This is a genomic window from Noviherbaspirillum sp. Root189 (assembly GCF_001428545.1).
Taxonomy (GTDB): Bacteria; Pseudomonadota; Gammaproteobacteria; order Burkholderiales; family Burkholderiaceae_D; genus Noviherbaspirillum.
Map to the genome: position 1 here is coordinate 34610 of NZ_LMHZ01000022.1, position 23519 is coordinate 58128.

Below are 23519 nucleotides of genomic sequence, written 5' to 3' on the forward strand. Positions count from 1 at the left end.
TGCATGCGCCCCGTTTTGTTTACTTTGCAAATTTTGTAGCTGGCACAACTTGCAGCGATATCTTGTCACCCGGACGCAGGTTGAAGAAGGCGGTTCCCGCACTCACCCAGTTCGGGACCTCGGTACCGTCAGCAGTCTTAGTGTGCAGCGCGGCACCAGAGGGAATCGAAACAGGCACCGTAACCGTCAGAGGCGCATTGCATACCGCTGGGTCATAGGTCCCGGTCAGACGCACATAAGCCTGGGTTGACGACTGAAGCAGCACTTCCGCCTTGACCGTATCCCGGCAGAGCCTATAGCGCGACACGTTGGCAAACGTGTCTGTCCACAGCGTAGACGAATACTGCGCCGCATAGGCCAGGTGTTTCTGCAGGAATTCGGTCGTGACCGGGCTCCATCCGTCGCCGTCAATCCCATGTCCTCCGGCGACAAACCATCCTCCCGCCTTAACGACTTCGTCGAGTTGACGGTTCACTGTAACCAAGGTGCCAGCGAGGTCAGTTCCGTGATCCGTGTCAAAGAAAGCAAACTGATAACCTGGATCGCCCAGGTTCATCTTACGGACAGCAACGTGGTTCTGCTGTGCGACTTTCAATGCACGATCGGTATAGAGATGATACGGAAAAGCGAAAGTCTGCGGCCGGATGCCCAACTTTTGCTCAATCAGCCTTTGTGCACCATTGATCTCCGTGTCGAGCTGCTGGTCGCTCATCACCGTGTTCACAAAATCCGGATGGGTCATGGAATGATTTCCGATTTCATGACCCTTGTCCCTCAGTGCCTGCCACATCGACCAGCCATCGGCGGGTATGACGCCAGGGATGATGTAAAAGGTAGCGCGCAATCCGGCCTTTTCAAAGATGGAACCGATGGCGGTGCTGGTCGCATAACCGTCATCGAAGGTATAGGAAGCCGCCGCCCGCTTGTTGTCCTTGTATTTCGCAATACGCAGTGCGGTAAAGTCTACACAGCGACTTAAGTCGGGACACGCTGCGTCGCCCGTGGTGGTTCCTCCATTGGAGCCGCTGCCACTGCTGATGCCGGTATCGGCAGTAGTGCTGGTGCCAGCACCTCCGCTATCTGCAGTTCCGCCGCCTGGAGCTACATTTGTATCCGTAGTTGTGCCTGAATTACCGCCGGTGCTGTTACCGGTACTCGCCCCCGCGTTCGTGCCAAGACTGCTTGCGACACTGGTACCTGTATCTGTTGAGCTTAACCCATCGGCGGCTGGCCCTCCGCTTCCGCCGCCACATCCTGTCAATCCCAAAGCAGCTCCCAACACAACTACCGGCACTACGCTTGCACGCAACATTTACTTTCCCCTGTTTGTTCTGATTGAATTTGGGAGCGGTCCTCCCTTATGCATATGATCGGGGGCATGGACATGGGCTGCCATGATCCATGTCGCCTGGGGAATTGTGACAAATCATGCGATATGCACTTGGTGCCGGACATGCATCAATTGCGGGCGCGCAGGGCATTCTTATATTGATATACCAGCCGATGAAAACTTGTATCCTCGATGACTTGAGTAATTTCAGACAAAAGAAAAAGGTTTAGGCCGTATGCAAAGCCTGCATCTTCTTTCGGTCCACTGCGCCGGACAGAATGCCCCTCCGTGAAACCGGGGCCTCAAAGGTCCATAATACGAAGGTCGCAGTGCAACTTTCGTGCATGCCCTGGCGATCAAACGAATCACACACAGGAAACCGATATGTCTCATCGCGTTGCAGTCGAACTATCCAAAGCCTATCGGCTGCTTAATCATGGTCCTACTGTATTAGTCAGCAGCGCATACGACGGAGCGGTCAATGTCATGGCTGCTGCCTGGTCGATGCCGCTCGACTTTTCGCCGCCCAAGGTGGCTGTTGTCATCGATCGCAACACATGGACGCGCCGTCTGGTGGAAGGATCTGGAGAGTTCGCACTGAATGTGCCGTCAAGGGAGTTGGCCCAGCAAACCTTGGCGGTCGGCTCGCGGTCGGGGCGTGAGGTGAACAAGTTCGACGAATATGGCATTACCGCATTCTCTGCCGAGAAAATTGGCGCACCACTTATCAATGGCTGTCTTGGCTGGCTTGAATGCCGAGTCATCCCGGAGCCGCATATCCAGGAACGCTACGATCTTTTCCTTGCCGAAGTGATTGCTGCATGGGCCGATCCGGCAGCCTTCGTCGAAGGACATTGGTCATTCGATGAAGGTAGCCCTCGCAGCATTCATTACATCGCCGGCGGAAATTTTTTCGAAACCGGGGAGGCTTTCGATGTAAAAAAATAGAGTCACAAGGGGATTGCGCAGCCAGCCGGTCCAGTTTCAATGACGCGCTTTGCTACGCAATCTCCCAGGACTTACTTCGAAATCACGGGCGAGTATTCCAGCGGCACCCAGGCGTACCCTTTCTTTTCCGCACGTACGTGACCTATCCCCGGAAAGGGAAGATGGGCCCCGGCGATCCAGAGCTTATTCTTGGCCGCGTCCGCAAACACCTTCTTGCGAGTTGCGATTGCCTTCTTGTTGTCGACGTCAAACTCGATCGCCACTTCAGGGCGCGCGAACTGTACGGCATGGCTATGCACGATGTCACCCCACACCAGCAGTTGCTGGTCGCCTGACGAAAACATATAGCCCGCGTGGCCGGGTGTATGCCCTGGCGTGGGCACCGATACAACGCCTTCCATCAGCTTGTCGCCGGCAGCGAACTGCTTGAGCTTGCCGTCACGCGCGTAAGGTGCAACCGAGTCGTCGGCCATCTTGAAAAAACCTTGCGCTTCCTTCGGCGCCTTGGCGGCAATATCCTTGTTGAGCCAGAATCCGGCCTCATCTCGCGACACGTAGACAGTCGCATTGGGGAACGCCGGCTTGCCATCTGCGGCGACGAGACCGCAAGCGTGGTCTCCATGCAGATGCGTCAGCAATACGGAATCGATTTGTGCAGGCTCGTATCCCGCCGCCCGGAGATTGTCGCCAATCACACCTAGTGTCGGGCCGAAGCATTTCGCAGCCCCGGTGTCGATCAGAATCAGGTTCTTGCCGGTATTGATCAGGAATGCGTTGACTGCCGTTTGCACCCCTTTGGACGACGCGATGAACATCCTGCCAATTAACTGCTGTATATCGTTGGCGCTGGCACCCTTGAGAAGCTTAGTGTCGAGCGCAACGTAACCGTCATACAGGGCGGTAACTTCAATGTCTCCAACATTCAGGCGGTAATAGCCGGGCACCTGGGTGGTTTGCCTGGCGGGAGGGGCCGCTGATGCCGTCGCGGGCAGGAGTGCGGTAACCGCGGCAGTTGCTGCAATCATGGCAGCGAGCAGAATTTTACGGGCATTTCTTGAATTGTTCTGAGCCATATCTTTCCATATCGTAGTGACGGAGTTTGCGATCATAACGCAAATGGATATGGCATTCAGGCGTAGGGACTCTGCGCTCCGGAGAAAGGGGTGCAGGAAGTGCAGAGAACGCATGGAGATGTGCGTTCTCTGCGCTGGCAGCAAGCCGCCGTTAACCTTACAGCTTTGCGCGCTTATCGACGACGCGTCGCGCCTTGCCGGTCGCCGTGCGCTCGATCGCCTCTGAATTCAGCACCCGAACATCGGTCGTTACGCCGACATAGGTCTTGATCTGGTGTTGCAAGTCGCGTGCGACAGCGTCGACCTCATTGGCCGACAACCGGCCTGACATTTCGGGACGCAACTCGCTCAGCACTTCCAGTTTGTCAAGATGCCCGTCGCGCGTCAGGACAAGCTGGTATTGCGGTGCGAGTTTGGACTGCTTGAGGATCAGTTCTTCGATCTGCGATGGAAAGACATTGACGCCGCGAATAATCAGCATGTCGTCCGAGCGGCCGGTAATCTTGGCAATACGGCGCATCGACCGCGAACTTGGTGGCAACAGGCGCGTCAGGTCGCGCGTCCGGTAGCGAATGATAGGCAAGGCTTCTTTGGTCAGCGAGGTGAACACCAGCTCGCCCTCTTCACCGTCGGCAACCACTTCACCCGTGTCGGGATTGATGATTTCAGGATAGAAGTGATCTTCCCAGATTACCGGGCCGTCCTTGCTTTCTATACATTCACTCGCTACGCCCGGACCCATCACCTCAGACAGGCCATAGATATCCACAGCGTCGATGCCGGCGCGCTGTTCGATTTCCGTACGCATTGCGTCAGTCCATGGCTCCGCCCCGAAGATGCCGACCTGCAGCGAATTCTTCGCCGGATCCAGACCTTGCCGCTGAAACTCTTCAACGATATTCAGCATGTACGACGGCGTCACCATGATGATATCCGGCTTGAAATCCTGGATCAGCTGCACCTGCTTTTCAGTCTGCCCGCCGGACATGGGAATCACCGTGCATCCAAGACGCTCGGCGCCATAGTGCGCTCCCAGGCCACCGGTAAACAACCCGTAACCATAGGCGACATGCACGATGTCGCCGGCACGGCCGCCCGCTGCACGGATCGACCTGGCGACGACATCGGCCCAGGTACCAATGTCCTTCTGCGTATAGCCGACGACGGTCGGCTTGCCGGTGGTACCGCTGGATGCATGGACACGGACAACTTTTTCCCGTGGCACGGCGAACATGCCAAAAGGATAGTTGTCTCGCAAATCCTTCTTGGTTGTGAACGGAAACTTCGCAAGGTCGCCCAAGGTTTTCAAGTCGTCCGGATGTACCCCCACCGCGTCGAACGATGCTCGGTAATGCGGCACATTGTCGTATGCGTGACGGAGCGTCCATTTCATGCGCTCGAGCTGCAACGCCTGAAGTTCGTCCTTGGTGGCGCGCTCTATCGGGTCAAGGTCATTGTCTGTCGGATTGCGCTGTGGCATGGCTGTCTCCTTGTATTCTGTTTTTCCGTATCTCGATGAATCTCTAACACCGCGACTCTCAGGTCTGCCGTTGGACCAGGCCTTCTACCACTTCGCCTTTGATCTGGTGCGATTTGCCGCGGAACAGTGCGATGCGCTCGCCGTTCTGGTTGGTCACGATGACGTCGTACACACCCGACTTTCCGGAGCGTGCCTGCTCAACCGCTTCAGCGGTAAGCACGTCGCCTTCGCGTCCGGGGGCGAGGTATTCGATCGAACATCCGGCCGCCACCGTATTGAGGTTATAGCTGTTACAGGAAAACGCGAACGCGCTATCCGCCAGCGCAAAAATGAAGCCACCGTGACAGGTCTTATGCCCGTTCAGCATGTCACGTCGGATAGGCATGCTGAGGCGTGCATAACCCGGGCCGATGCCGACGATTTGCATGCCAAGCGATTTTGTCGCCTCATCACGTTCGTACATCGCGGCCGATGTGGCTACCGCCACTGCCTGTGCGGGACTTGCCTGATCAGCTTCGTGCATGGACCAGCTCTCCTGTGTGTCAGATTGTTGAGGTGCCGCTGTCACTTTCCCTTGAATTTGGGCGCACGCTTTTCAATGAAAGCATTGACGCCTTCGCGATAATCTTCGCTGCGTCCGAGTTCACGCATGAAATCACGTTCGAGGTCGAGTTGCTGAGGAAGTGTGTTCGCCGGGCTCGCATAGATGGCCTGCTTGGTGCGCGCCAGGCCCAGCGTTGGCGCCGAGGCGAAGTGCTTGGCGAGTTTGTCGGTTTCGGAGACAAGCTGGTCATCGTCGACGCATTTCCAGATAAGGCCCCAGTTTTCGGCCTGCTCGGCGCTCAGCTTGTCACCCAGCATTGCCAGTCCCATTGCACGCGCAGTACCGACAAGGCGTGGCAGGAAGTAGGTGCCGCCGGTGTCGGGGATTAATCCAAGACGGCAAAACGCTTCAACAAACGAGGCCGACCTGCCGGCAATCACGATATCGGCGGCCAATGCGAGGTTCGCACCCGCCCCTGCGGCGACCCCATTGACGGCGCAGATCACCGGCACCGGCAGGCTGCGCAGCGTCAGCACCAGTGGGCCGTAATATTTTTGGATGGACTCACCAAGGTCTACCGCCTCCTGACCAGGCGCGACGGTGCGATCGCTCAGGTCCTGGCCGGCACAGAAGCCGCGGCCGGCCCCGGTCACGACAAGGACGCGCACTGACGGGTCAGACTTGGCCTGTTCCAGTGCCTCGCGCACTTCAACGTGCATGGCGGTCGTGAAGCTATTGAGCTTGTCCGGACGGTTGAAAGTCAGCTTCGCGACGCCTTCGCTGACGCTGAACAGGATATGTTGGAATGCCATTGTCTGCTCCAGAAAGATGATGGTTATTATTGCGTGATTTTGTCAGTCGGTGTCGGCCTGATTTCCGATTCAACGGGATCAACAGATCCAGTATTCAGTGATCCTGATCGAAGTCCATGACAACCTTGTCGCTGACCGGAAAACTCTGGCAGGAGAGCACGAAGCCACGTGCCACCTCATAATCTTCGAGGGCATAGTTGGCATCCATGTCGACCTTTCCATCGACCAGTTTGCAGCGGCAGGTCGAGCAGACCCCGGCCTTGCAAGAATAACGCATATCGATACCCTGCTTCAGTGCGGCATCGAGCACCGATTCCTTATCCTTTTCCATTGTGAAGCTGACCTGATTGCCGTCGATAAGCAGTGTAACTTCGCAATCGTGACTGCCTGGAAGCGGCTGGGCGTGAGGTACGTGCTGCCGCTTCGGCACGCTGGCCGCAAACATTTCGATCTTGATTTTATCTTTGGACAGGCCGTGTTCCTGCAAGGCTTCTGACACTTCGTGCATCATCTGTTCCGGCCCGCAGATAAAGGCCATGTCGACATCATCGAGTGCAATCCAGCTTTGGAAAAAGCGGCTGCATTTTTCCTTGTTGATGCGACCATTGAACAGTTCGATGTCCTGCTGCTCGCGACTCATCACATAGACAAGCTTGAAGCGATCCAGAAAGCGATCCTTCAGGTCGGAAAGCTCATCACGGAAAATCACTGTCGACGACGCTCGATTTCCGTAAAACAAGGTAAAGCGACTCAGCGGTTCGGCAAGCAGCGTCGTCTTGATGATGGAAAGGATGGGCGTAATGCCGCTACCGGCCGCGAAAGCCAGGTAGTGCTTGCGATTATCAGCGGACAGCGGCGCTTGAAAATGCCCCATCGGCGGCATTACATCGATCACCATGCCGGGCTGCAGCGCCTCGTTTGCCCATGTTGAGAACTGGCCATTGGAAGTACGCTTGATCGCAATCCGAAGGCTATCGTCCTGCACGGCGGAACAGATCGAATAGGACCGTCGCACATCCTCGCCGTTGATGCCCGCCCGTAGCGTCAGGTGCTGCCCTTGCGAATACTTGTACGACTCCTTGAGTTCGTCCGGCACTGCGAAGGTCACGACTAGGGTGTCGCGCGCTTCCTTGCGCACGTCTGCTACGGTCAGCGGGTGAAACTTGCTCATGACTAACTGCTCCCATTTCCAGCGATCAACGACTAGCTGCTTTATCGTGCAGCGTGACGGCACATTCGGCATTCCAGTTCGGACGCGGTCCATGCACCCTGCGCTGCAGTATGCGTTTCCGGCGTGCGTCAGAACTTCAGTGGCTCAGTGACTCTTGAAATAATCGAAAGGCTCCAGGCAATCCTCGCAGCGATACAAGGCCTTGCAGGGTGTCGATCCGAACTGGCTGCTCAGCCGCGTATGCGCCGAGCCGCAGTTCGGACATGTCACCTGCAATTCCACCTTGTTCCGGCGGCTGAGGCTGCTGATGTCTATGACCCGCTCATTGACCGCCTGGTGAACCGGCGGAGCAATGCCATATGCCTTGAGCTTTTGCTTGCCGCTCTCGCTCATCCAGTCGGTTGTCCATGGCGGCGACAACTGCGACTCGACGCGAAAGCGTGTGATACCGTGGTTGGACAGGGCTTCGCCGATGGAGTCGGAGATGACTCGCATGGCGGGGCATCCGCTGTAGGTCGGCGTAAGCGTCACGACGCATTCCTCGTCGGCAGTCCAGGCGACATTGCGAACGATGCCGAGATCGACCACCGAAATGACGGGAATTTCCGGATCGGGCACTTCGGACAGCCAGTGCCATACCTCTTCGACGGCAGCAGGCGAAGCGCTTACCATGATGCACCCGGATAGGCGCGTTGCAGGAACTGCATTTCAGCGAGAAGGTAGCCCAGGTGTTCGGTATGTACGCCCTGCTTCCCACCCTTTTGCATCCACGCGTCAGCAGGCGGCATCTTGAGTGTCGCTTCCGAGAAAATATCCCGCATGTGGTTCAGCCAGGGCTCGCGCAGGCTGGCCGGATCGGGTCCCACACCTTGTGCCGCCATGGCGTCATCCACTGCATCGGCACGGAACATTTCGCCGGTGTACATCCACAATTCATCGAGCGCCGTCTGCATCATGGCATGACTCCTTTCGCTGCCGTCGCCAAGGCGAACGACCAGATCGGCGCTGCGGCGTGCGTGATAGCTGACTTCCTTCAGCGATTTTTCGGCAATGCCGGCAATCCGCTCATCGGTCGAGTGTGTCAATTGCTGCAGCAGCAGGAAATGCCAGGCATCGAAATAAAACTGCCGCGCCAGCGTATCGGCATAGCTGCCATTGGGCTGTTCAAGCAGCAACAGGTTGCGGTAATCATGCGCGTCACGCAGGAATGCGATGGCATCTTCGTCACGGCCCTTGCCTTCCAGTTCGCCCGCATAGGTGTACCAGAAGCGCGCCTGCCCGATCAGGTCCAGTCCGACATTGCTTAACGCCATATCTTCTTCGAGCGCTGGCCCCTTGCCGCACCATTCGCACAGTCGCTGACTCAATACCATAGCGTTATCAGCCAGGCGCAGCACATACATGAATTTTTGATCGGACATACTGTCTCCGTTCGCCGCCGTAATACGTGACGCCTTGATGAATGAATTACAGGTTCTTCACTTCTTCCGGCATGGGGAAGAACGTCGGGTGACGATACACCTTGTTGTTCGCCGGTTCGAACAGGGCTTCCTTATCGCCCGGACTGCTGGCGGTGATGTCGGCCGCTTTCACGACCCAGATGCTGACGCCTTCGTTGCGCCGGGTGTAGACGTCGCGCGCATTGTTAACCGCCATCTCGGCGTCGGGGGCATGTAGGCTGCCCACGTGCTTGTGCGCCAGTCCGTGCTGGCTGCGGATAAACACTTCCCAGAGGGGCCATTCCTTGCTCATGTCATTCTCCAATCACGCGATGATTCAGGCAGCCTTGGTTTTACGTTGCGCCTGCTTCTCGGCATGCGCAACCAGTCCGTCACGAAACCATGCGCCATCCTCGTACGCCTTGACGCGGGTACGCAGGCGTTCACGGTTGCACGGTCCATTGCCTTTCAGTACGTTGTAAAACTCTTCCCAGTCGATCTCGCCAAAATCGTAATGCCCGCGTTCTTCGTTCCATTTCAGGTCAGGGTCGGGGACGGTCAGGCCGAGGTACTCCGCCTGCGGCACGGTCTGATCCACCATCTTCTGGCGCAGTTCATCGTTGGAAAACAGCTTGATGCGCCACGCGGACGACTGTGCGCTATTGACGGATTCCGCATCCGAAGGACCGAACATCATCAGCGATGGCCACCACCAGCGGTTGAGCGCATCCTGCGCCATCTGTTTTTGCTCTGGCGTGCCACGGCACAGCGACAGCATGATGTCGTAACCCTGGCGCGCATGGAAAGATTCTTCCTTGCAGACGCGAATCATCGCGCGTGCATAAGGACCGTAAGAGCAGCGGCACAACGGAATCTGGTTGATGATCGCCGAACCGTCGACCAGCCAGCCAATGGCGCCCATGTCAGCCCAGCTTAGCGTCGGATAATTAAAAATGCTCGAATACTTGGCTTTGCCTGAATGCAAATCTGCAAGTAACTGGTCACGCGAAACACCAAGTGTCTCTGCCGCACTGTAGAGGTAAAGTCCGTGGCCGGCTTCGTCCTGAATCTTTGCCAGGAGGATGGACTTGCGCTTGAGTGTCGGTGCGCGCGTAACCCAATTACCTTCCGGTAACTGGCCGACAATCTCCGAGTGGGCATGTTGCGAAATCTGTCGTATCAGGGTCTTGCGGTACGCTTCAGGCATCCAGTCCTTGGCTTCAATCTTTATGCCTTCATCGATGCGTTCCTGAAATGCGCGTTCCTCGGGTCCCAACTCCTCCATGGAGCGGAGCTTTTTGCTTCCGGTGTCGACCAGCTGTGCATACATGGTTAAACCCTCTCATCGCTATGCGGCCTGGCCGAAGTTGGCTACGCCGCATGGTTGAAGCCGCGCAGGTTTGCCGCAGCCTCTTGGATTCTTTCATAATATGATACGTAAATATTAATGTAAATAGCTTTTCTCGTATCATATTAAATTCTTGTATCGCATCTTGAGGTAACATTGCATGAAAGACCACATATTTCCTGTTCGCATCGAACATCCTCTTCATCCACATAATTACCATTGACCGGCTTTACCTATGCCAACAACAAAAAATCCGGCGATCAGAAAATGGATTGACCATTACATGGCGGACAATCCTCCGCGAGCAAAATCCATGGTAATGACCTTGTTTGGCGATGTCATCACGCCCCACGGTGGCCAGGTATGGTTAGGCAGCCTGATTGAATTGCTGGCGCCTTTCGGTATCAGCGACCGCCTGGTCAGGACCAGTGTCTTCCGTCTTGCCGAGGAAGGATGGCTGGAGGCGCAGCGCGAAGGGCGTCGTAGTCAATATGCCCTCAAGCAATCTGCGGCACGCCGCTTCGAGCGTGCGTATCAGCGCGTTTATACGCCGTCTTATCGACCATGGGATGGCAAGTGGACCTTGCTGTTTGCCACGTCCGGCGCCATTACTGCGGAGCAGCGTTCCGGTTTGCGGAAGGAGTTGGTGTGGGAAGGTTTCGGCACGATCGCACCATCGGTGTTTGGCCACCCGGCGGCGGAGCCTGATACCGTAAAGGAAATCCTGGCGCGCGTCGGCGTCGAAGGAAATGTATTTGTCTGCCACGCCCAGGAATCCGGGCTGCCCTTTGCAAAACCGCTCAGCGATCTGGTGGGCCAGTGCTGGGAACTCGGCAACATTGTCAAAAATTATGAGCACTTCATCCAATGCTTCGCCGGTCTGGAAGAACTGCTGGATACCAAACGCCTGCTCGATAACGAACAGGCATTCATCCTGCGTACGCTGCTGATTCACGAGTTTCGCCGGGTGCAGTTGCACGATCCGCAGTTGCCGCTACAGTTGCTGCCGGATAGTTGGCCAGGAAAAACCGCTTACGAGTTATGCCATCGACTCTATGCAGCGACGCATGCCGAGGCGGAGGCCTATATCACTGAGATTTTGCGACGCGAAGATGAAGTTGCGCCGGAGGCAGCTCCCTATTTCTATCAACGCTTCGGTGGTCTCGCTTGATACAAAAGGTGCCTCTGGCTACACCCAGCACGTCGAATCGAATCGCTGCTCCAAACACCAGTTCGAAATCTGCTCCAGGTGCTCTAGGCAACAGAGACGACTTCTACATTGCCGGACCGGCGCATGATATTGATGCCTACGTTATTCGTATAGCGCTGAAGCTGCAGGTCAACGACGGCGTCGCCAACGGCAAGGCGATCAATCGTGGCGGATTCGAGGAATGGTGGCAGCTTTGGATGGCGGAAGCGTATTTCAGATTTCGCGCTGTCAAACGACAGGCCCAGACAGGCTTGCAGCAGGTAGAACACGCTTGCCGCCGCCCACGCCTGCGGAGAACAAGCGACTGGGTACAGCGTGGGCCCCTCGTCCGGGCGCTTTGAAAAGCCGCAGAAGAGCTCCGGCATGCGGTACTGATCCATGTACTGAATGGTGTCCCATAAACCCGCAAATACTTGCATGGCATTGCCGGTCAGTCCATAGCGCGCCATGCCGCTGGCAATGATCGCATTGTCGTGCGGCCATACCGAGCCATTGTGATAGGCCATTGGGTTATAGCGTGCTTCGCCGGTCGGAATGGTGCGCACGCCCCAGCCACAGAAAAATTTTTCACTGACCAGTTGAGCCGCTACCCGGGCTGCGCGCTCCGGCGTAGCAATACCTGACCAGAGCGCATGACCGGCATTGGATGAGGGTACAGCGCATTGCTGTTTCTTACCGTCGAGAGCGAGTGCGTACATATTGATTTCTTCGCACCAGAACGCGTCGTTGAAATGCTTTTTCAGCGCCTGCGCCGCACGTTCCTGATCCTGCTTCAATGCATCGTCGCCTAACAGACCCGCGAGGCGCGCCGCCTGCAATCTCGCGTCATAAACATAACCCTGTACTTCGCATAATGCAATCGGCGCTTCAGCAAATCGGCCATCGCGATGAAAGACCGAGTCCTGGGAATCCTTCCAACCCTGCTGCGCAAGACCTGCTTCGGTGTAGCGCGCATATTCGACAAACCCGTCACCGTCACGGTCGCCGTAGTTGTCGATCCAGTGCAGCGCGCGCAGAATGTTGTCCCAGATGCCACGAATGAATTCGAGATCTCCAGTGCGCTCGTAGTAGGCGCCGGCCAGACCCACGAAGAGTGGCGTGGCATCCACGCTTCCGTAATACCGGCCGAACGGAATTTCATTGAGCTCGGCCAATTCGCCGTTGCGCGCTTCGTGAAGAATCTTTCCCGGCTCCGCGTCGCGCGCGGGATCAAATTCCGCGGCTTGCGTTGAGGCCAGAAAGGTGAGTACTCCTCTTGCCATGCCAGGATCCAGCCACAGGTATTCATATGCCGTCAGGATCCCATCGCGGCCGAAGGTCGTTGAATACCAGGGCAAACCGGCATAGGGATAGGTGCCGTCCTTCATTACGGTTGTCAACATCACCAGATCGGCGGTGGAGCGATCAAGCCATTGGTTAAATCGGTCGTTGGACGTCGAAATCCTGCAGTGATTGGTCAAGCGTTCGGCCATGGCCTCATTATTTTTTGTGAAGGCCGAAAAATAGTCGACTGGGGCAGGCGTCATCTCGTTACCAACTTCACAGCCGATACTGAAGTACAGATGGGTTTCTTCCTTGGGAAGAAGATGCAACTTATAGTCCGCACGTGATGATGAAAGTTTCTGCGGTGGCGGATCGAAGTTAATGCGCGTCTTGCGCACGGTTCCGTCGAGACCGCGGTATCCAAGGAGCAGTTCGCGATCCGTCGACTTTGGAGCAAGGGTGTCGCCACGACGATTGCGCCGGAACCCCCGCACCTCGAAAATATCGGCATAGCTTGCACCGAACTCGATAGATAGCGTGATCTCGACTGGATCGAGTCCAAAATTCGCGACACGTATATGCTCCTGGCACACGTCGTTCCACAACAATTTTGCCCGGAACACATGCAGCGTGCCTTTCGGAACAGAATTCTTCCCTTCAGGATGCAAATCGGGATTCATCAGTTCTACAGTCAACAGCCCATTGTCGTCACGGACTGTCGAATTCAGAAACAGCGGCCGCACGCCCTCGATCAACAATTCCTGTTGCGAAAGAAAGCAGGTATCACCACGATAAATGCCTTCCTCGCTCACCCCGATCGGCTGAATGTCGCCGAAACGATCGAACATGGCGAAGGTGTCGTTTTCCTTGAGGACGCGTCGCCTTTCATCGGGCGACGAAGACGTTGCGAGAATGTACCATTGCTCGCCAAGACGGATTTTCTCAACCATTGGATTCTCCACTCACCTTACAGTGCCGATCTGCTGCGACTCGCAGCCAAGACCATTCACCTCTTCTCTCGCACCATACCTTTTTGTTGCCGTTATCCAGGCGGATGACTTCCATTTCGCAGAAGTCGATGTTGTTCCGCAAGTCCGTGATGCGGCAGACAGTGATGATCACTGGAGTGGACTGAGCCGCGATCTGTATGTTCCTCTGTTGGTTAAAGCAACGCCCAAATTGCGTAAATCGCCTGGAGTGGTCGACGTCACGTCTACGCCGTCAGGCGATGTCCAAAATATTCATAGTTAAAAATTCGGCCTGTTTCACAGCTGCACCTGCTCCGGGTCCAACCTTTGCACATCTCATCAAAGTCCGCCGGTGCTGATTCTCGAAGTTCCCTCGTTCAACTTGGCACGCCTGGGTGCGATCGGAAATAAGTCGCGCCTGCAGTCATGCATCACCATCACTTGCCTATACGCCTGCAGATACCCTGAAGCCATCTGCGAAACGGTAAACCGGCGCTCGAATGATTCCCTGCATTGCTTCCTGTCTATCAGGTGAATGTTTCGGGCAGCTTCGATCGCCTCGTTTTCGTCACTGACCAGGAAGCCGGTAATGCCATGCTCCAACACCTCAGGTGTCGATCCACGCCGATAGGCCACCACCGGTGTACCACAAGCAAGTGCCTCGATCAGGACAAGGCCGAATGGTTCGGGCCAGTCGATCGGGAATAGCAGAGCACGCGCTTTTTGCAACAAGGCCTGTTTTTCCCCATCTCCAACTTCGCCTAAATAAGTGACCAACGGGCAATCCAGAAGCGGTTTGATGACATGATTAAAATATCCCTGGTCGGCCCTGTCCACCTTTGCTGCGATGTAAAGCGGCACACCACACTGCCGCGCAATGGAGATCGCCCGGTCCGGGCGCTTTTCGGGTGAAATGCGCCCTAAAAAAAGAAAATAGCCTCCGTCCCCAGGTCCGTATGAATACAAATCGGGTGGCAGGCCGTGATATACCGTATTAACAAAGTTCGCCCAAGGCAAGGGCACCCGCTGGCTCGCGGAAATGGATACCAAGGGCGTGTCGGCAAAACGCTTGAATATCCACGTCAGTTCTGGCAAGTCAAGGCGTCCATGCATCGTGGTGAGATAAGGAACACGACAAAGGCGAGCGATCGGGAAATGCAGGTAATCCGTGTGGAAATGAATCACGTCGAAGCGGTCGGCCAGCTCTGAAACCATGTCCATTTGTATCGTGTGATAGCCCACCCATGCCTCGGGGTTCAGATTTTCACGTATATTTTTTGGAATGGCTGGTACAAGCTTTGCCGTGGTAATCGAATCGCCTGAGGCAAATAACGTAACGTCATGCCCGCACCGGACAAGCTCTTCGGTTAGATAGGAGACTATGCGTTCAGTGCCGCCATACTTTTTGGGTGGAACGCTCTCGATAAGCGGTGCTACCTGTGCGATTTTCATAGCCTGTCACTCGGAAGTCATGTGGCCACTGGGCGTGATCAATTCATTTTGTTACCTTGAATAAATGCTCCCCCCATCACTTCATTTGAAAATGAAAACAGTTACCGGGTACGGTACATGCCTATTCGAACGCCCAACATAGGCAGTATAGGCGCTCAGCTTGTGTAAGATTGATCTAATCAGGATTCCGTAAGTTTCATCTATCGGATGGTTCTTACCGGTCGCATCAAACGGGCTGGATCAATTAATTGTTATGCAGGCGTCGCGGCTTTTACAATGCCGCAATAGTTGGCATCCCCGGCCCATTGCTGATGTTTTACATCTCGAAAATTGTATTTATATGGAGTATCAGAACAAAAATCCAAGCTCATGTTCTGTCCGAGTATTTTTGGCATGCACTAGAGCGATTTACCAAAGAGTAAATAATTGGTGTGCTGAAAGTAGCAGCGGTGCCGCGGGTCGGGAGTGGGGAGCCTGCGAGCGAATGTGACTGAGTCACGTTCGCTCGCAGTTTGATTGAATGTTTATGACAACTTATACCAATCCCAACCTGTAACGTGACAAATGAGATTGATGGATTTTTTTGACTGGCAAGGCGCAGGAGGAGTCAATAGCGGGCTATTGACGACGAGTGGGTATTAACTTTACGAACGCTTGGCGACGAGCGTCAGGATGTCGTAGCTCGCGACAAGCTCACCATCCTGATTGGTCACGGCAACATCCCATGCGACGACACCCTGCCCCACGCCTTTCGCATCCTTCTTGCGCCGGTCGATCTTGCGTTTCGCGGTGAGGCGGGCCTGTATCGTGTCACCTATCCCGACAGGCTTGACGAAGCGCAGCGTATCGAGGCCGTAGTTCGCCAGAACCGGTCCGGGGGCCGGCGAGACGAACAGGCCCGCGGCGGCGGACAAGACAAAGTAACCATGGGCGATGCGCTTGCCGAACTGCGTTTCCTTTGCCGCGATTTCATCGAAGTGCATGTAGAAGTAGTCGCCAGAAATGCCGCCGAAGTTGACGATGTCCGCTTCGGTCACCGTGCGGCGATGGGTCAACAGCGAGTCGCCGACCTGCAAGTCATCGAAATAACGTCGGAAAGGATGAATCTCGGATTCATTGACGGCCGCACCGCGCAAGTACTCGCCGGTCACCGCGGCGACCATTGTCGGGGAGCCCTGGATTGCGCTGCGCTGCAGGTAATGCTTGACCGCGCGGATACCGCCCAGTTCTTCGCCACCACCGGCGCGCCCCGGGCCGCCGTGCTTGAGCATGGGCAGCGGTGATCCGTGACCGGTTGACTCGACCGCGGCTTCGCGATCCAGCACCAGCATACGGCCATGCTGCATGGCCGCCACCGGAATCATTTTCGCCGCGATTTTCGGGTCGCGCGTAACCAGCGTGCCGACCAGGCTTCCCTTTCCTTTTGCTGCCAGCGCAAGCGCCTCGTCGATGTCTTCGTAAGGCATCAGCGTGCTGACCGGGCCGAAGGCTTCGATGTCATGTACGCGCTCATCACGCATGCCGTCACGGCAGAGCAGCAATGTGGGCGCAAAGAAAGCGCCGCGCTCGACGCCATCACCGACTGGCGAAAAACCATCTCGCTCACCGAACACGACTTCATTGCCTTGCGCAAGCATGGCAACACGTTCGGCAACGTCAGACTGCTGCGCCTTCGAAGCAAGTGCCCCCATCTTGACGCCCTCTCGCGACGGGTCGCCGATGACCGTCTTTGCCAGGCGCTCGCGCAAGCGTTGTGCCACTGCATCGAGATGCTGACGCGGAACAATTGCACGACGTATCGCGGTGCACTTCTGCCCTGCCTTGATGGTCATTTCGCGCGCCACTTCCTTCACGAAAAGGTCAAACTCCTCGTCGTCGGGTGTAACATCCGGCGCCAGAATTGCACAGTTGAGCGAGTCGGCTTCCGCATTAAACGGAATGCCTTTCTGCAGCAGATTGGGATGCGCACGTAATTTGGCAGCCGTGTCGGCCGAGCCTGTGAATGTGACCACATCAAAACCGTCAAGCCGGTCGAGCAGGTCGCCGGTGCCGCCGATCACCAGTTGCAGCGCGCCATCCGGAAGAATGCCGGACTCGTGCACCATGCGCACCATCGCCTCGGTCAGGTAGCTGGTCGCCGTCGCCGGCTTGGCGATACAAGGCATGCCGGCAAGGAAAGTCGGGGCAAACTTTTCGAGCAGACCCCACACCGGGAAATTGAACGCGTTGATATGGATGGCAACGCCGCCGCGTGGAACAAGTATGTGTGAACCGAAAAACTTGCCTTGCTTGCCGAGCTGCACCGGTGGGCCTTCGTGAATGATGTTACCGGATGGGAGTTCGTTCGACCCCATGCTCGCATAGGCGAACAAAGTACCGGTGCCACCTTCGATGTCGATCCAGCTATCCGCGCGGGTCGCGCCGGTATGGTGAGAGATTGCGTAGAGTTGTTCCTTGCGTTCTGCGAGATAGGCGGCGAGCGCTTTGAGTCGCGCGGCGCGTTCCTGGAAATCCATTGCGATCAATGCCTTTCCGCCACGGCGGGCGTAGGCGACCGCTTCACCGAAATCGATCCGGTCTGCGTGCGTATTCGCGACGGCGCGACCGTCGATGGCGCTGGCCAGCATCTGACCGGCTTCGGCGCCGAACCAACGGCCGCCGATAAAGCTTTGCAAGGTGGGTACGGCGCTCATGTGAACTCTCCTGATTACGTGTGGAAACGGGCGCGCATACTTACCCGCGCCAAATAAAAAGCCTAAGGTTGGATCGGTTGGATCGGCAATCTGACTGCGGGAATGCCGCCGAAGAAAAGATCGGCGACGACCGTCGCCATTGCCTCATAGGTTAGTTCGCCATCCGGCTTCAGCCAGGTAAACATCCAGTTGATCATGCCGAATAACAGCATGGTCAGTGGCGTGGCCATGCGTGCATCATCAATCTCGGGCCGGATCTGGCGAATCACTTTTGAAAACGCCGACACCACGCGGCGTTCGCGTTCAAGAATGCGTTCCCGATCGTCGTCGTTGAGAAAACGGATGTCTTCGGTCAGCACGCGGTGGGCGTGCTGCGCGTCCGCGTACTCTTCGACAAAGCAGCGAATCAGCTGACCGAGATGCTCTTGTGCGGGCAATTGTTGGTCGAGGACTTCATCGACCACCGCTTCCAACCGCAACACATGGCCTTCAGCGATATTGACGAGCAACGCATACTTGTCCTTGAAATAGTGATACAGCGCCGGCTTCGATAATCCGCAGGCTTCGGCCACCTCATTCATCGAGGTCCCGGCATAGCCCCGCATGGCAAACAACTCCGCCGCGCGTGCGAGTATCGTTTCCCTTTGGCTGTCATATCCCGGCGCGCGTCCTCTGGCCATGCATAGTCCTTGTTGATTTGCAAATAACCGGGCGGACTCCAGACATTCGGGTTCGCGCTCACGATTTCTGCCGCGCGTTTCCCGTTTACATTCTTGACCGACCGGTCGGACTAAATTATATTGAAACTCGTTTAAATTGCAAGGCGGGCAACGACATGCCCTAGCCAGTCCATTCACCAAGCGCAGCATCTACAGGAGCCCAGCATGCCATGCTATGCCATTGAAGGCGTCGTGCCAGTGGTCGATCCGACCGCGTATGTTCACCCTAGCGCCGTACTGATCGGTGACGTCATTGTCGGACCCGACTGCTATATCGGCCCTTGCGCGTCATTGCGTGGCGATTTCGGCCGGATTGTCCTGCACCGGGGTGCCAATGTTCAGGATACCTGCGTGGTCCATGGCTTCCCATCGGCGGACACCGTTGTCGAAGAAAACGGCCACATCGGCCATGGTGCGGTCCTGCATAGCTGCATGGTGCGACGCGATGCCCTGGTCGGCATGAATGCGGTCGTGATGGACGAGGCGGAAATCGGTGAGAAAGCGATTGTCGCGGCCAGCGCCTTCGTGCGTGCCGGCATGAAGATTCCACCCCGCTCTCTGGTTGCCGGTGTGCCGGCGAAGGTGATCCGCGATCTGAGCGATGAAGAAATCGCCTGGAAGCTTGAAGGGACGCTGACGTATCAGGATCTGACGAAGCGCTGTCTTGCGACCATGCAGGAAGTGCATCCACTCACCGTTGTCGAAGCAGACCGTCCCCGGTTGCGCGCCCCGGATGTGAAGCCTCTGATTGCTACCAAGCGGGATAAATGAATTAGCGCCCCGCAGTTGTTCCACAGGTTGCTAACTGATCCGGATTAATCGCTATACCTGCTGTGCATCAGCACGCGCAATATCCATCGCCTGCTGCAACACCGCGAGGTCGCCTACATGATTTGCCAGCAGCAGGATCAGGGCCACATTCGCAGCCTCGCTCTGCTGCGGCGTCAACTCGCGATGCATATCAATCAGACGTTCATAAAACTCGTCAGGTTGCGTCATGTTCGACGCGGTAATCAATGTGTGACCAGGCATGATTGCTCACTAGGAATCGGTTGGACACTCCGCCTGCCCGTCGCGCGCAAGACCGCCTGCGTGACGCGCGGCACCTCAAATTGACGCCACCTCCCACATACATGCTGGTCCGGACGCAACAGATAAAACGTTCCGGGCCGCGCGTCGTATCGTTTTGCCAGTAAGCCTTCCGTGTCGATGATGGTTTCGATACCATCCAGCTGTTGACCTGCTGCGTCGGCCGGCAGGACAACTATTGTTCGCACGGGTATCTCGGCTGCCACCAGCGAAAGCAGGCCTGATAGGGCGGCCAGTGACGCAGGCGACGCATCGCAAAAATACACCCCTGTGAATTCGTTCCCCAACTGCGTACTGAACCATTGTGGACGGCCCGCAATCTGGATCGGCGCGTCGTCAGCCGGTGCTCCCGGCACCATCGCGCTGTCGAACATATCCTGATCGGGCGTGTTCAATGCGCTTTGCGCAAGGACCGAGGGACGCGACAGGCGGCCGCTGTTGACCAGCTTGCGCGCGAAATCATGGGTTTTAGACAAACGCAGGACAGCGTCCCGGAAGGTACGGCTGATGGCGCTCTTCGGCGTAATGAAATCAGTGGAACGCGTGGAGTTGAGGATGTTTTCATCTGCCGCAAATTCACGCTCATCGCAATAGGATTCAAGCAGCGCCTCCGGTGCTTTTCCTTCGATCACCAGGCGAAGTTTCCACGCCAGGTTGTCGGCGTCCTGCACGCCACTGTTTGCACCGCGTGCTCCGAAAGGCGATACGCCATGCGCTGCATCGCCGGCAAAGAAAATGCGGCCATGCCGGAATTTCTCCATGCGCAGGCATGAGAAGGTATAGACGCTCACCCAGTCCAGCTCGAACTCGGCATCCTTTCCCAGAAGCGCACGTACCCGTGCAGTCACTTTCTCCGGATCCTTTTCCGCAACGGGGTCAGCGTCCCATCCGAGCTGGAAGTCGATGCGCCACACATTGTCAGGCTGGCGATGCAGCAACACCGACTGATTGGGATGAAAAGGCGGATCAAACCAGAACCAGCGCTCGGGCGGGAACTCCGCCTTCATGCGCACATCCGCGATCAGGAAGCGATCATGGAACGTGCGACCCTTGCTTTCGAGCCCACACAATTTTCGTACGGTGCTGCGCGATCCGTCTGCGGCAATCAGATAGTCGCAATCCAGCCGGTACTGGCCGTCCGGTGTTTCGATCATCAGCTCGACCCGAGGGCCATCCTGTGACACGCCGACCACCTTGTTCTTCCAGCGCAGGTCGAGGTTGGACAGTTGCTGCGCACGTTCGAGCAGGTAGCCTTCAACATAATACTGTTGCAGGTTCACGAAGGCGGGACGGCGATGACCGGTTTCCGGCAGCAGGTCGAACGCGTACACCATTTCATCCCGGTAGAATACCTTGCCGACATTCCACGACACGCCCTTCTCCACCATGCGGTCGCCGCAACCGAGCCGGTCGAAAATTTCCAGCGTTCGCTTGGCAAAGCAGATGGCGCGCGAGCCGTTCGACAGTACGCAATCGTCATCCAGCACCACGACCGGAATGCCCTGCTGCGCAAGGTCGATGGCGGCCGACAAGCCGACCGGGCCGGCGCCCACCACCACGACAGGACGGCGAACCGGCGTGGCCGCGACTTCGTCCGGGGAGCGGACGTAGTCGAATTTCAGCTGCTGGTAATTTTTTTCCATGGATACACTCCTGCGGCCTGTCGGTTAACTTTCGAGTGCGTGCCACATTTCCTTGTCACGCTGGGCAGTCCAGATACGCGGGTCCGCATATTGGGTTGCCTCATCGTAGGCCCGGGTTACATCAAACGGCATGCAGTGATCAAAGATGACCCACTGCCCATACTTGGGACGCAGGGTATCCATTGTTTGCTTGTAGGCGCTGTTCAGGTCTTTACCTTCGGTCGCAGCTTTCTGTACCGCCTGGTATAGCTCACTGACAAAGGCGCGCGTTCCGTCGATGCCTTCCTTGACCATTGCCGGCGTGGTCAATGCCGCCCCGCGGCCTGGAACCAGCTTTTCCGGCTTGAGGGCTTCAAGTGCGTCAAGCGTCTTTGGCCAGTCCTTGAAGTAGGCATCGCCCGCATACGGCGTGGCGCCGTATTCCACCAGGTCCCCGGAAAACAGGATCTTTTGCTGTGGCAGCCAGACGATGGTGTCGCCCTTGGTATGGCCTCTGCCAACCTGCATGATCTTCACTTCCAGCTTGCCCAGCCACAAGGTCATTTCGCCGGTAAAGGCCATGGTCGGCCAGGTTAATCCAGGCACTGACTCTACCGAACGGAAAAGTCGCGGAAAGCGTTCGATCTCGCTCTTCATGTCCGCCTCGCCGCGTTCGCAGATCAGGTCATAGGTATCCTTGCTGGCGATGATGTGTTCCGGCTGGTACGCGGTGGCGCCGAGGACGCGCACTGCGTGATAGTGGCTCATGACCACGTATTTGATCGGCTTGTCGGTGACTTCGCGGATGCGGCGAATCACGTCCTGCGCCATTACCGGCGTTGCCTGTGTATCGATCACCATGACCGCATCGTCGCCGATGACGATGCCGGTGTTCGGATCGCCTTCGGCGGTATAGGCATATGCGTTGTCCGACAATTTGTCGAAGCTCACTTTTTTCTCTTCGAGGTCGGCCTGTGATGCGAATTTCTTTTCGGACATGTCTTTTCCTTTGATGAGTGAAAGGAACGGCTTATCGGAGCAGCAAGCTACTGTCGTTGCTGTTCATTCTCGCCGTTGCCAGTCTTAGCCTATGAACGCTGTGTTACCGGATCGCAGCTTTTTGCGAAAAATGGGATTGCTACTTATATTGATGAGCGAAGTTTGTTTTAGGCGAACGCTTCTGTCAATAACTAATTATTAGATTTTTGTTGGACGCTGATAGAATTGCGCAAATAAGGTAATGCATGGCCGGCACAACCGTGCTGCAGCGCAAAATAAAAACAGTGAAAACCGAACGGCGTGTACACCGTGTCGCCGCTCATAAGGGACCTAATGGAAAAGGAAAGACGGGGAATCCAGTCTGTCGAGGTTGGCGGACAACTACTAATCGCACTTGTCGATGAAGGTGCTCCCATGCTGCTGCGCGACCTTGCCCAGAAGGCAGGCATGACTTCCGCGAAGGCTCACCCCTACCTCGTGAGCTTCAGCAACATTGGCCTGATCCAGCAGGATCCCGTGTCCGGCCGCTACGAGCTTGGCCGGTTTGCCCTGCAAATGGGGCTGATTAGCCTGCAGTTGCTCGATCCCGTAAAGATCGCGATACCGGAGGCGTCGGACCTGAGCGACCGCATCGGACATACGGTGGCGCTGGCAGTCCTCGGTTCGCGCGGCCCTACCGTGGTGCACCTGAACGAATCACGGCAAGCGATCCATGTACGCATGCGCACCGGCACGGTGGTCTCGATCGGCAGTACCGCAACCGGCAGGGTGTTCTCGGCCTATCTCCCGCCCAAGCTGGTGGAGAAGCTGAACGCAAACGAAACCAGCGGCGATGGCATTGCCGGCTACACCGGAAAAAAACTGACAAAGAAAGAACTGGAAGCGCTGTTGACGGAAGTCCGGCGGCATGGCGTCGCGCGTGCCGTTGGTGAACCGATTGCCGGTATCAATGCGATGAGCGCCCCTGTATTCGACCATGCAGGCAACATTGTCCTGGCGATCACGGTAATCGGCCCGATGGGCACCCTGGATCCTTCATGGACTGGTGATGTGGCGAGAGAGTTAAAACAGTCCGCGGCACGAGTTTCCGAGCGGCTCGGACATTCGGCGTAGCTTGCACAGTCCGGGGGCGGCAATCAATGTGATACAAGTTTTTTTTAGCAAACAGATAGTGTGAATCATATAAAATTTCTGTATCCTAGCTTGCGTCGAAGCATGCTGAACGGTTTACCCTTGATTGCACGTTGGGGCGCACAGCGTGGCAGCGGTAAAAAGTATCTCAATCAATAAAGGAGACGGCACAGATATCGATTCAACGAGGCAAGCCAGGCAACGAGATGCACGCAGAGGCATCCGGAA

Annotated in this window: 21 protein-coding genes; 4 read left to right on the forward strand and 17 right to left on the reverse strand. The window is 56.4% G+C overall.

Annotation, left to right across the window (positions count from 1 at the left end; all coding sequences use genetic code 11):
* Positions 1-19 precede the first annotated feature (19 nt).
* Positions 20-1312 (reverse strand): polysaccharide deacetylase family protein, encoded by a 1293-nt coding sequence (locus ASE07_RS14180; RefSeq protein ID WP_057291488.1) that lies wholly within the window; start codon positions 1310-1312, stop codon positions 20-22.
* 402 nt (positions 1313-1714) lie between these two features.
* Here ASE07_RS14180 and ASE07_RS14185 point away from each other — a divergent pair, with 402 nt between their 5' ends.
* Entirely contained in the window at positions 1715-2278 is a 564-nt protein-coding gene (locus tag ASE07_RS14185) for a flavin reductase family protein (protein WP_057291489.1), read from the forward strand.
* A gap of 71 nt (positions 2279-2349) precedes the next feature.
* Here ASE07_RS14185 and ASE07_RS14190 read toward each other — a convergent pair whose 3' ends face one another.
* The 9 genes from ASE07_RS14190 to paaA form a co-directional block, all read right to left on the reverse strand.
* On the reverse strand, positions 2350-3351 hold the full coding sequence (locus tag ASE07_RS14190) for an MBL fold metallo-hydrolase (RefSeq protein WP_057291490.1): 1002 nt from the start codon (positions 3349-3351) through the stop codon (positions 2350-2352).
* A gap of 157 nt (positions 3352-3508) precedes the next feature.
* Positions 3509-4831, reverse strand: a complete 1323-nt coding sequence (paaK, locus tag ASE07_RS14195) for a phenylacetate--CoA ligase PaaK (protein WP_057291491.1) — start codon at positions 4829-4831, stop codon at positions 3509-3511.
* 58 nt (positions 4832-4889) lie between these two features.
* Positions 4890-5354 carry a hydroxyphenylacetyl-CoA thioesterase PaaI gene (paaI, locus tag ASE07_RS14200; RefSeq protein ID WP_057291492.1) on the reverse strand — a complete coding sequence of 155 codons (465 nt, stop codon included), beginning with the start codon at positions 5352-5354 and terminating at the stop codon, positions 4890-4892.
* A gap of 41 nt (positions 5355-5395) precedes the next feature.
* A complete protein-coding gene (gene paaG, locus ASE07_RS14205; RefSeq protein WP_057291493.1) occupies positions 5396-6187 on the reverse strand; it encodes a 2-(1,2-epoxy-1,2-dihydrophenyl)acetyl-CoA isomerase PaaG in 792 nt (263 codons plus the stop codon).
* Positions 6188-6281: 94 nt separating this feature from the next.
* On the reverse strand, positions 6282-7358 hold the full coding sequence (paaE, locus tag ASE07_RS14210; RefSeq protein ID WP_057291494.1) for a 1,2-phenylacetyl-CoA epoxidase subunit PaaE: 1077 nt from the start codon (positions 7356-7358) through the stop codon (positions 6282-6284).
* Positions 7359-7502: 144 nt separating this feature from the next.
* Complete coding sequence (gene paaD, locus ASE07_RS14215; protein ID WP_057291495.1) at positions 7503-8030, reverse strand: 1,2-phenylacetyl-CoA epoxidase subunit PaaD; 528 nt, start codon at positions 8028-8030, stop codon at positions 7503-7505.
* Entirely contained in the window at positions 8024-8779 is a 756-nt protein-coding gene (gene paaC / locus ASE07_RS14220) for a 1,2-phenylacetyl-CoA epoxidase subunit PaaC (RefSeq protein ID WP_057291496.1), read from the reverse strand. Before paaC ends, paaD begins: the two co-directional genes overlap by 7 nt.
* A 46-nt stretch (positions 8780-8825) precedes the next feature.
* On the reverse strand, positions 8826-9110 hold the full coding sequence (gene paaB / locus ASE07_RS14225; RefSeq protein WP_057291497.1) for a 1,2-phenylacetyl-CoA epoxidase subunit PaaB: 285 nt from the start codon (positions 9108-9110) through the stop codon (positions 8826-8828).
* A 24-nt stretch (positions 9111-9134) separates the two neighbouring features.
* Entirely contained in the window at positions 9135-10127 is a 993-nt protein-coding gene (gene paaA / locus ASE07_RS14230) for a 1,2-phenylacetyl-CoA epoxidase subunit PaaA (protein ID WP_057291498.1), read from the reverse strand.
* A 253-nt stretch (positions 10128-10380) separates the two neighbouring features.
* Here paaA and paaX point away from each other — a divergent pair, with 253 nt between their 5' ends.
* Positions 10381-11316, forward strand: coding sequence for a phenylacetic acid degradation operon negative regulatory protein PaaX (gene paaX, locus ASE07_RS14235; protein WP_200960940.1), 936 nt, complete (start codon positions 10381-10383; stop codon positions 11314-11316).
* Positions 11317-11399: 83 nt separating this feature from the next.
* Here paaX and ASE07_RS14240 read toward each other — a convergent pair whose 3' ends face one another.
* The 4 genes from ASE07_RS14240 to ASE07_RS14255 form a co-directional block, all read right to left on the reverse strand.
* Complete coding sequence (locus tag ASE07_RS14240) at positions 11400-13568, reverse strand: amylo-alpha-1,6-glucosidase (protein ID WP_057291499.1); 2169 nt, start codon at positions 13566-13568, stop codon at positions 11400-11402.
* A gap of 357 nt (positions 13569-13925) precedes the next feature.
* Entirely contained in the window at positions 13926-15038 is a 1113-nt protein-coding gene (locus tag ASE07_RS14245) for a glycosyltransferase family 4 protein (RefSeq protein WP_057291500.1), read from the reverse strand.
* Between the two features lie 644 nt (positions 15039-15682).
* Positions 15683-17731: a phenylacetic acid degradation bifunctional protein PaaZ gene (gene paaZ / locus ASE07_RS14250; RefSeq protein ID WP_057291501.1), complete on the reverse strand. Its 2049-nt coding sequence runs from the start codon at positions 17729-17731 to the stop codon at positions 15683-15685.
* 62 nt (positions 17732-17793) lie between these two features.
* Positions 17794-18411: a TetR/AcrR family transcriptional regulator gene (locus tag ASE07_RS14255; RefSeq protein ID WP_057291502.1), complete on the reverse strand. Its 618-nt coding sequence runs from the start codon at positions 18409-18411 to the stop codon at positions 17794-17796.
* Between the two features lie 204 nt (positions 18412-18615).
* Between ASE07_RS14255 and paaY the strand changes: the two genes are divergently transcribed.
* A complete protein-coding gene (gene paaY, locus ASE07_RS14260) occupies positions 18616-19221 on the forward strand; it encodes a phenylacetic acid degradation protein PaaY (protein WP_057291503.1) in 606 nt (201 codons plus the stop codon).
* 51 nt (positions 19222-19272) lie between these two features.
* Here the strand turns inward: paaY and ASE07_RS14265 are convergent, their stop codons facing one another.
* From ASE07_RS14265 to ASE07_RS14275, 3 genes are read right to left on the reverse strand one after another with little or no spacing between them, the layout of a single operon-like run.
* The gene (locus tag ASE07_RS14265) at positions 19273-19482 is read right to left on the reverse strand and encodes a DUF2783 domain-containing protein (RefSeq protein WP_057291504.1); all 210 of its coding nucleotides are present in this window, start codon (positions 19480-19482) and stop codon (positions 19273-19275) included.
* Positions 19464-21182 (reverse strand): FAD-dependent oxidoreductase, encoded by a 1719-nt coding sequence (locus tag ASE07_RS14270; protein WP_057291505.1) that lies wholly within the window; start codon positions 21180-21182, stop codon positions 19464-19466. The genes ASE07_RS14265 and ASE07_RS14270 overlap by 19 nt, the downstream gene beginning before the upstream one ends.
* Positions 21183-21206: 24 nt before the next feature.
* A complete protein-coding gene (locus ASE07_RS14275) occupies positions 21207-22160 on the reverse strand; it encodes an MBL fold metallo-hydrolase (RefSeq protein WP_057291506.1) in 954 nt (317 codons plus the stop codon).
* Between the two features lie 333 nt (positions 22161-22493).
* Between ASE07_RS14275 and ASE07_RS14280 the strand changes: the two genes are divergently transcribed.
* The gene (locus ASE07_RS14280) at positions 22494-23273 is read left to right on the forward strand and encodes an IclR family transcriptional regulator (protein WP_057291507.1); all 780 of its coding nucleotides are present in this window, start codon (positions 22494-22496) and stop codon (positions 23271-23273) included.
* Positions 23274-23519: the final 246 nt, after the last annotated feature.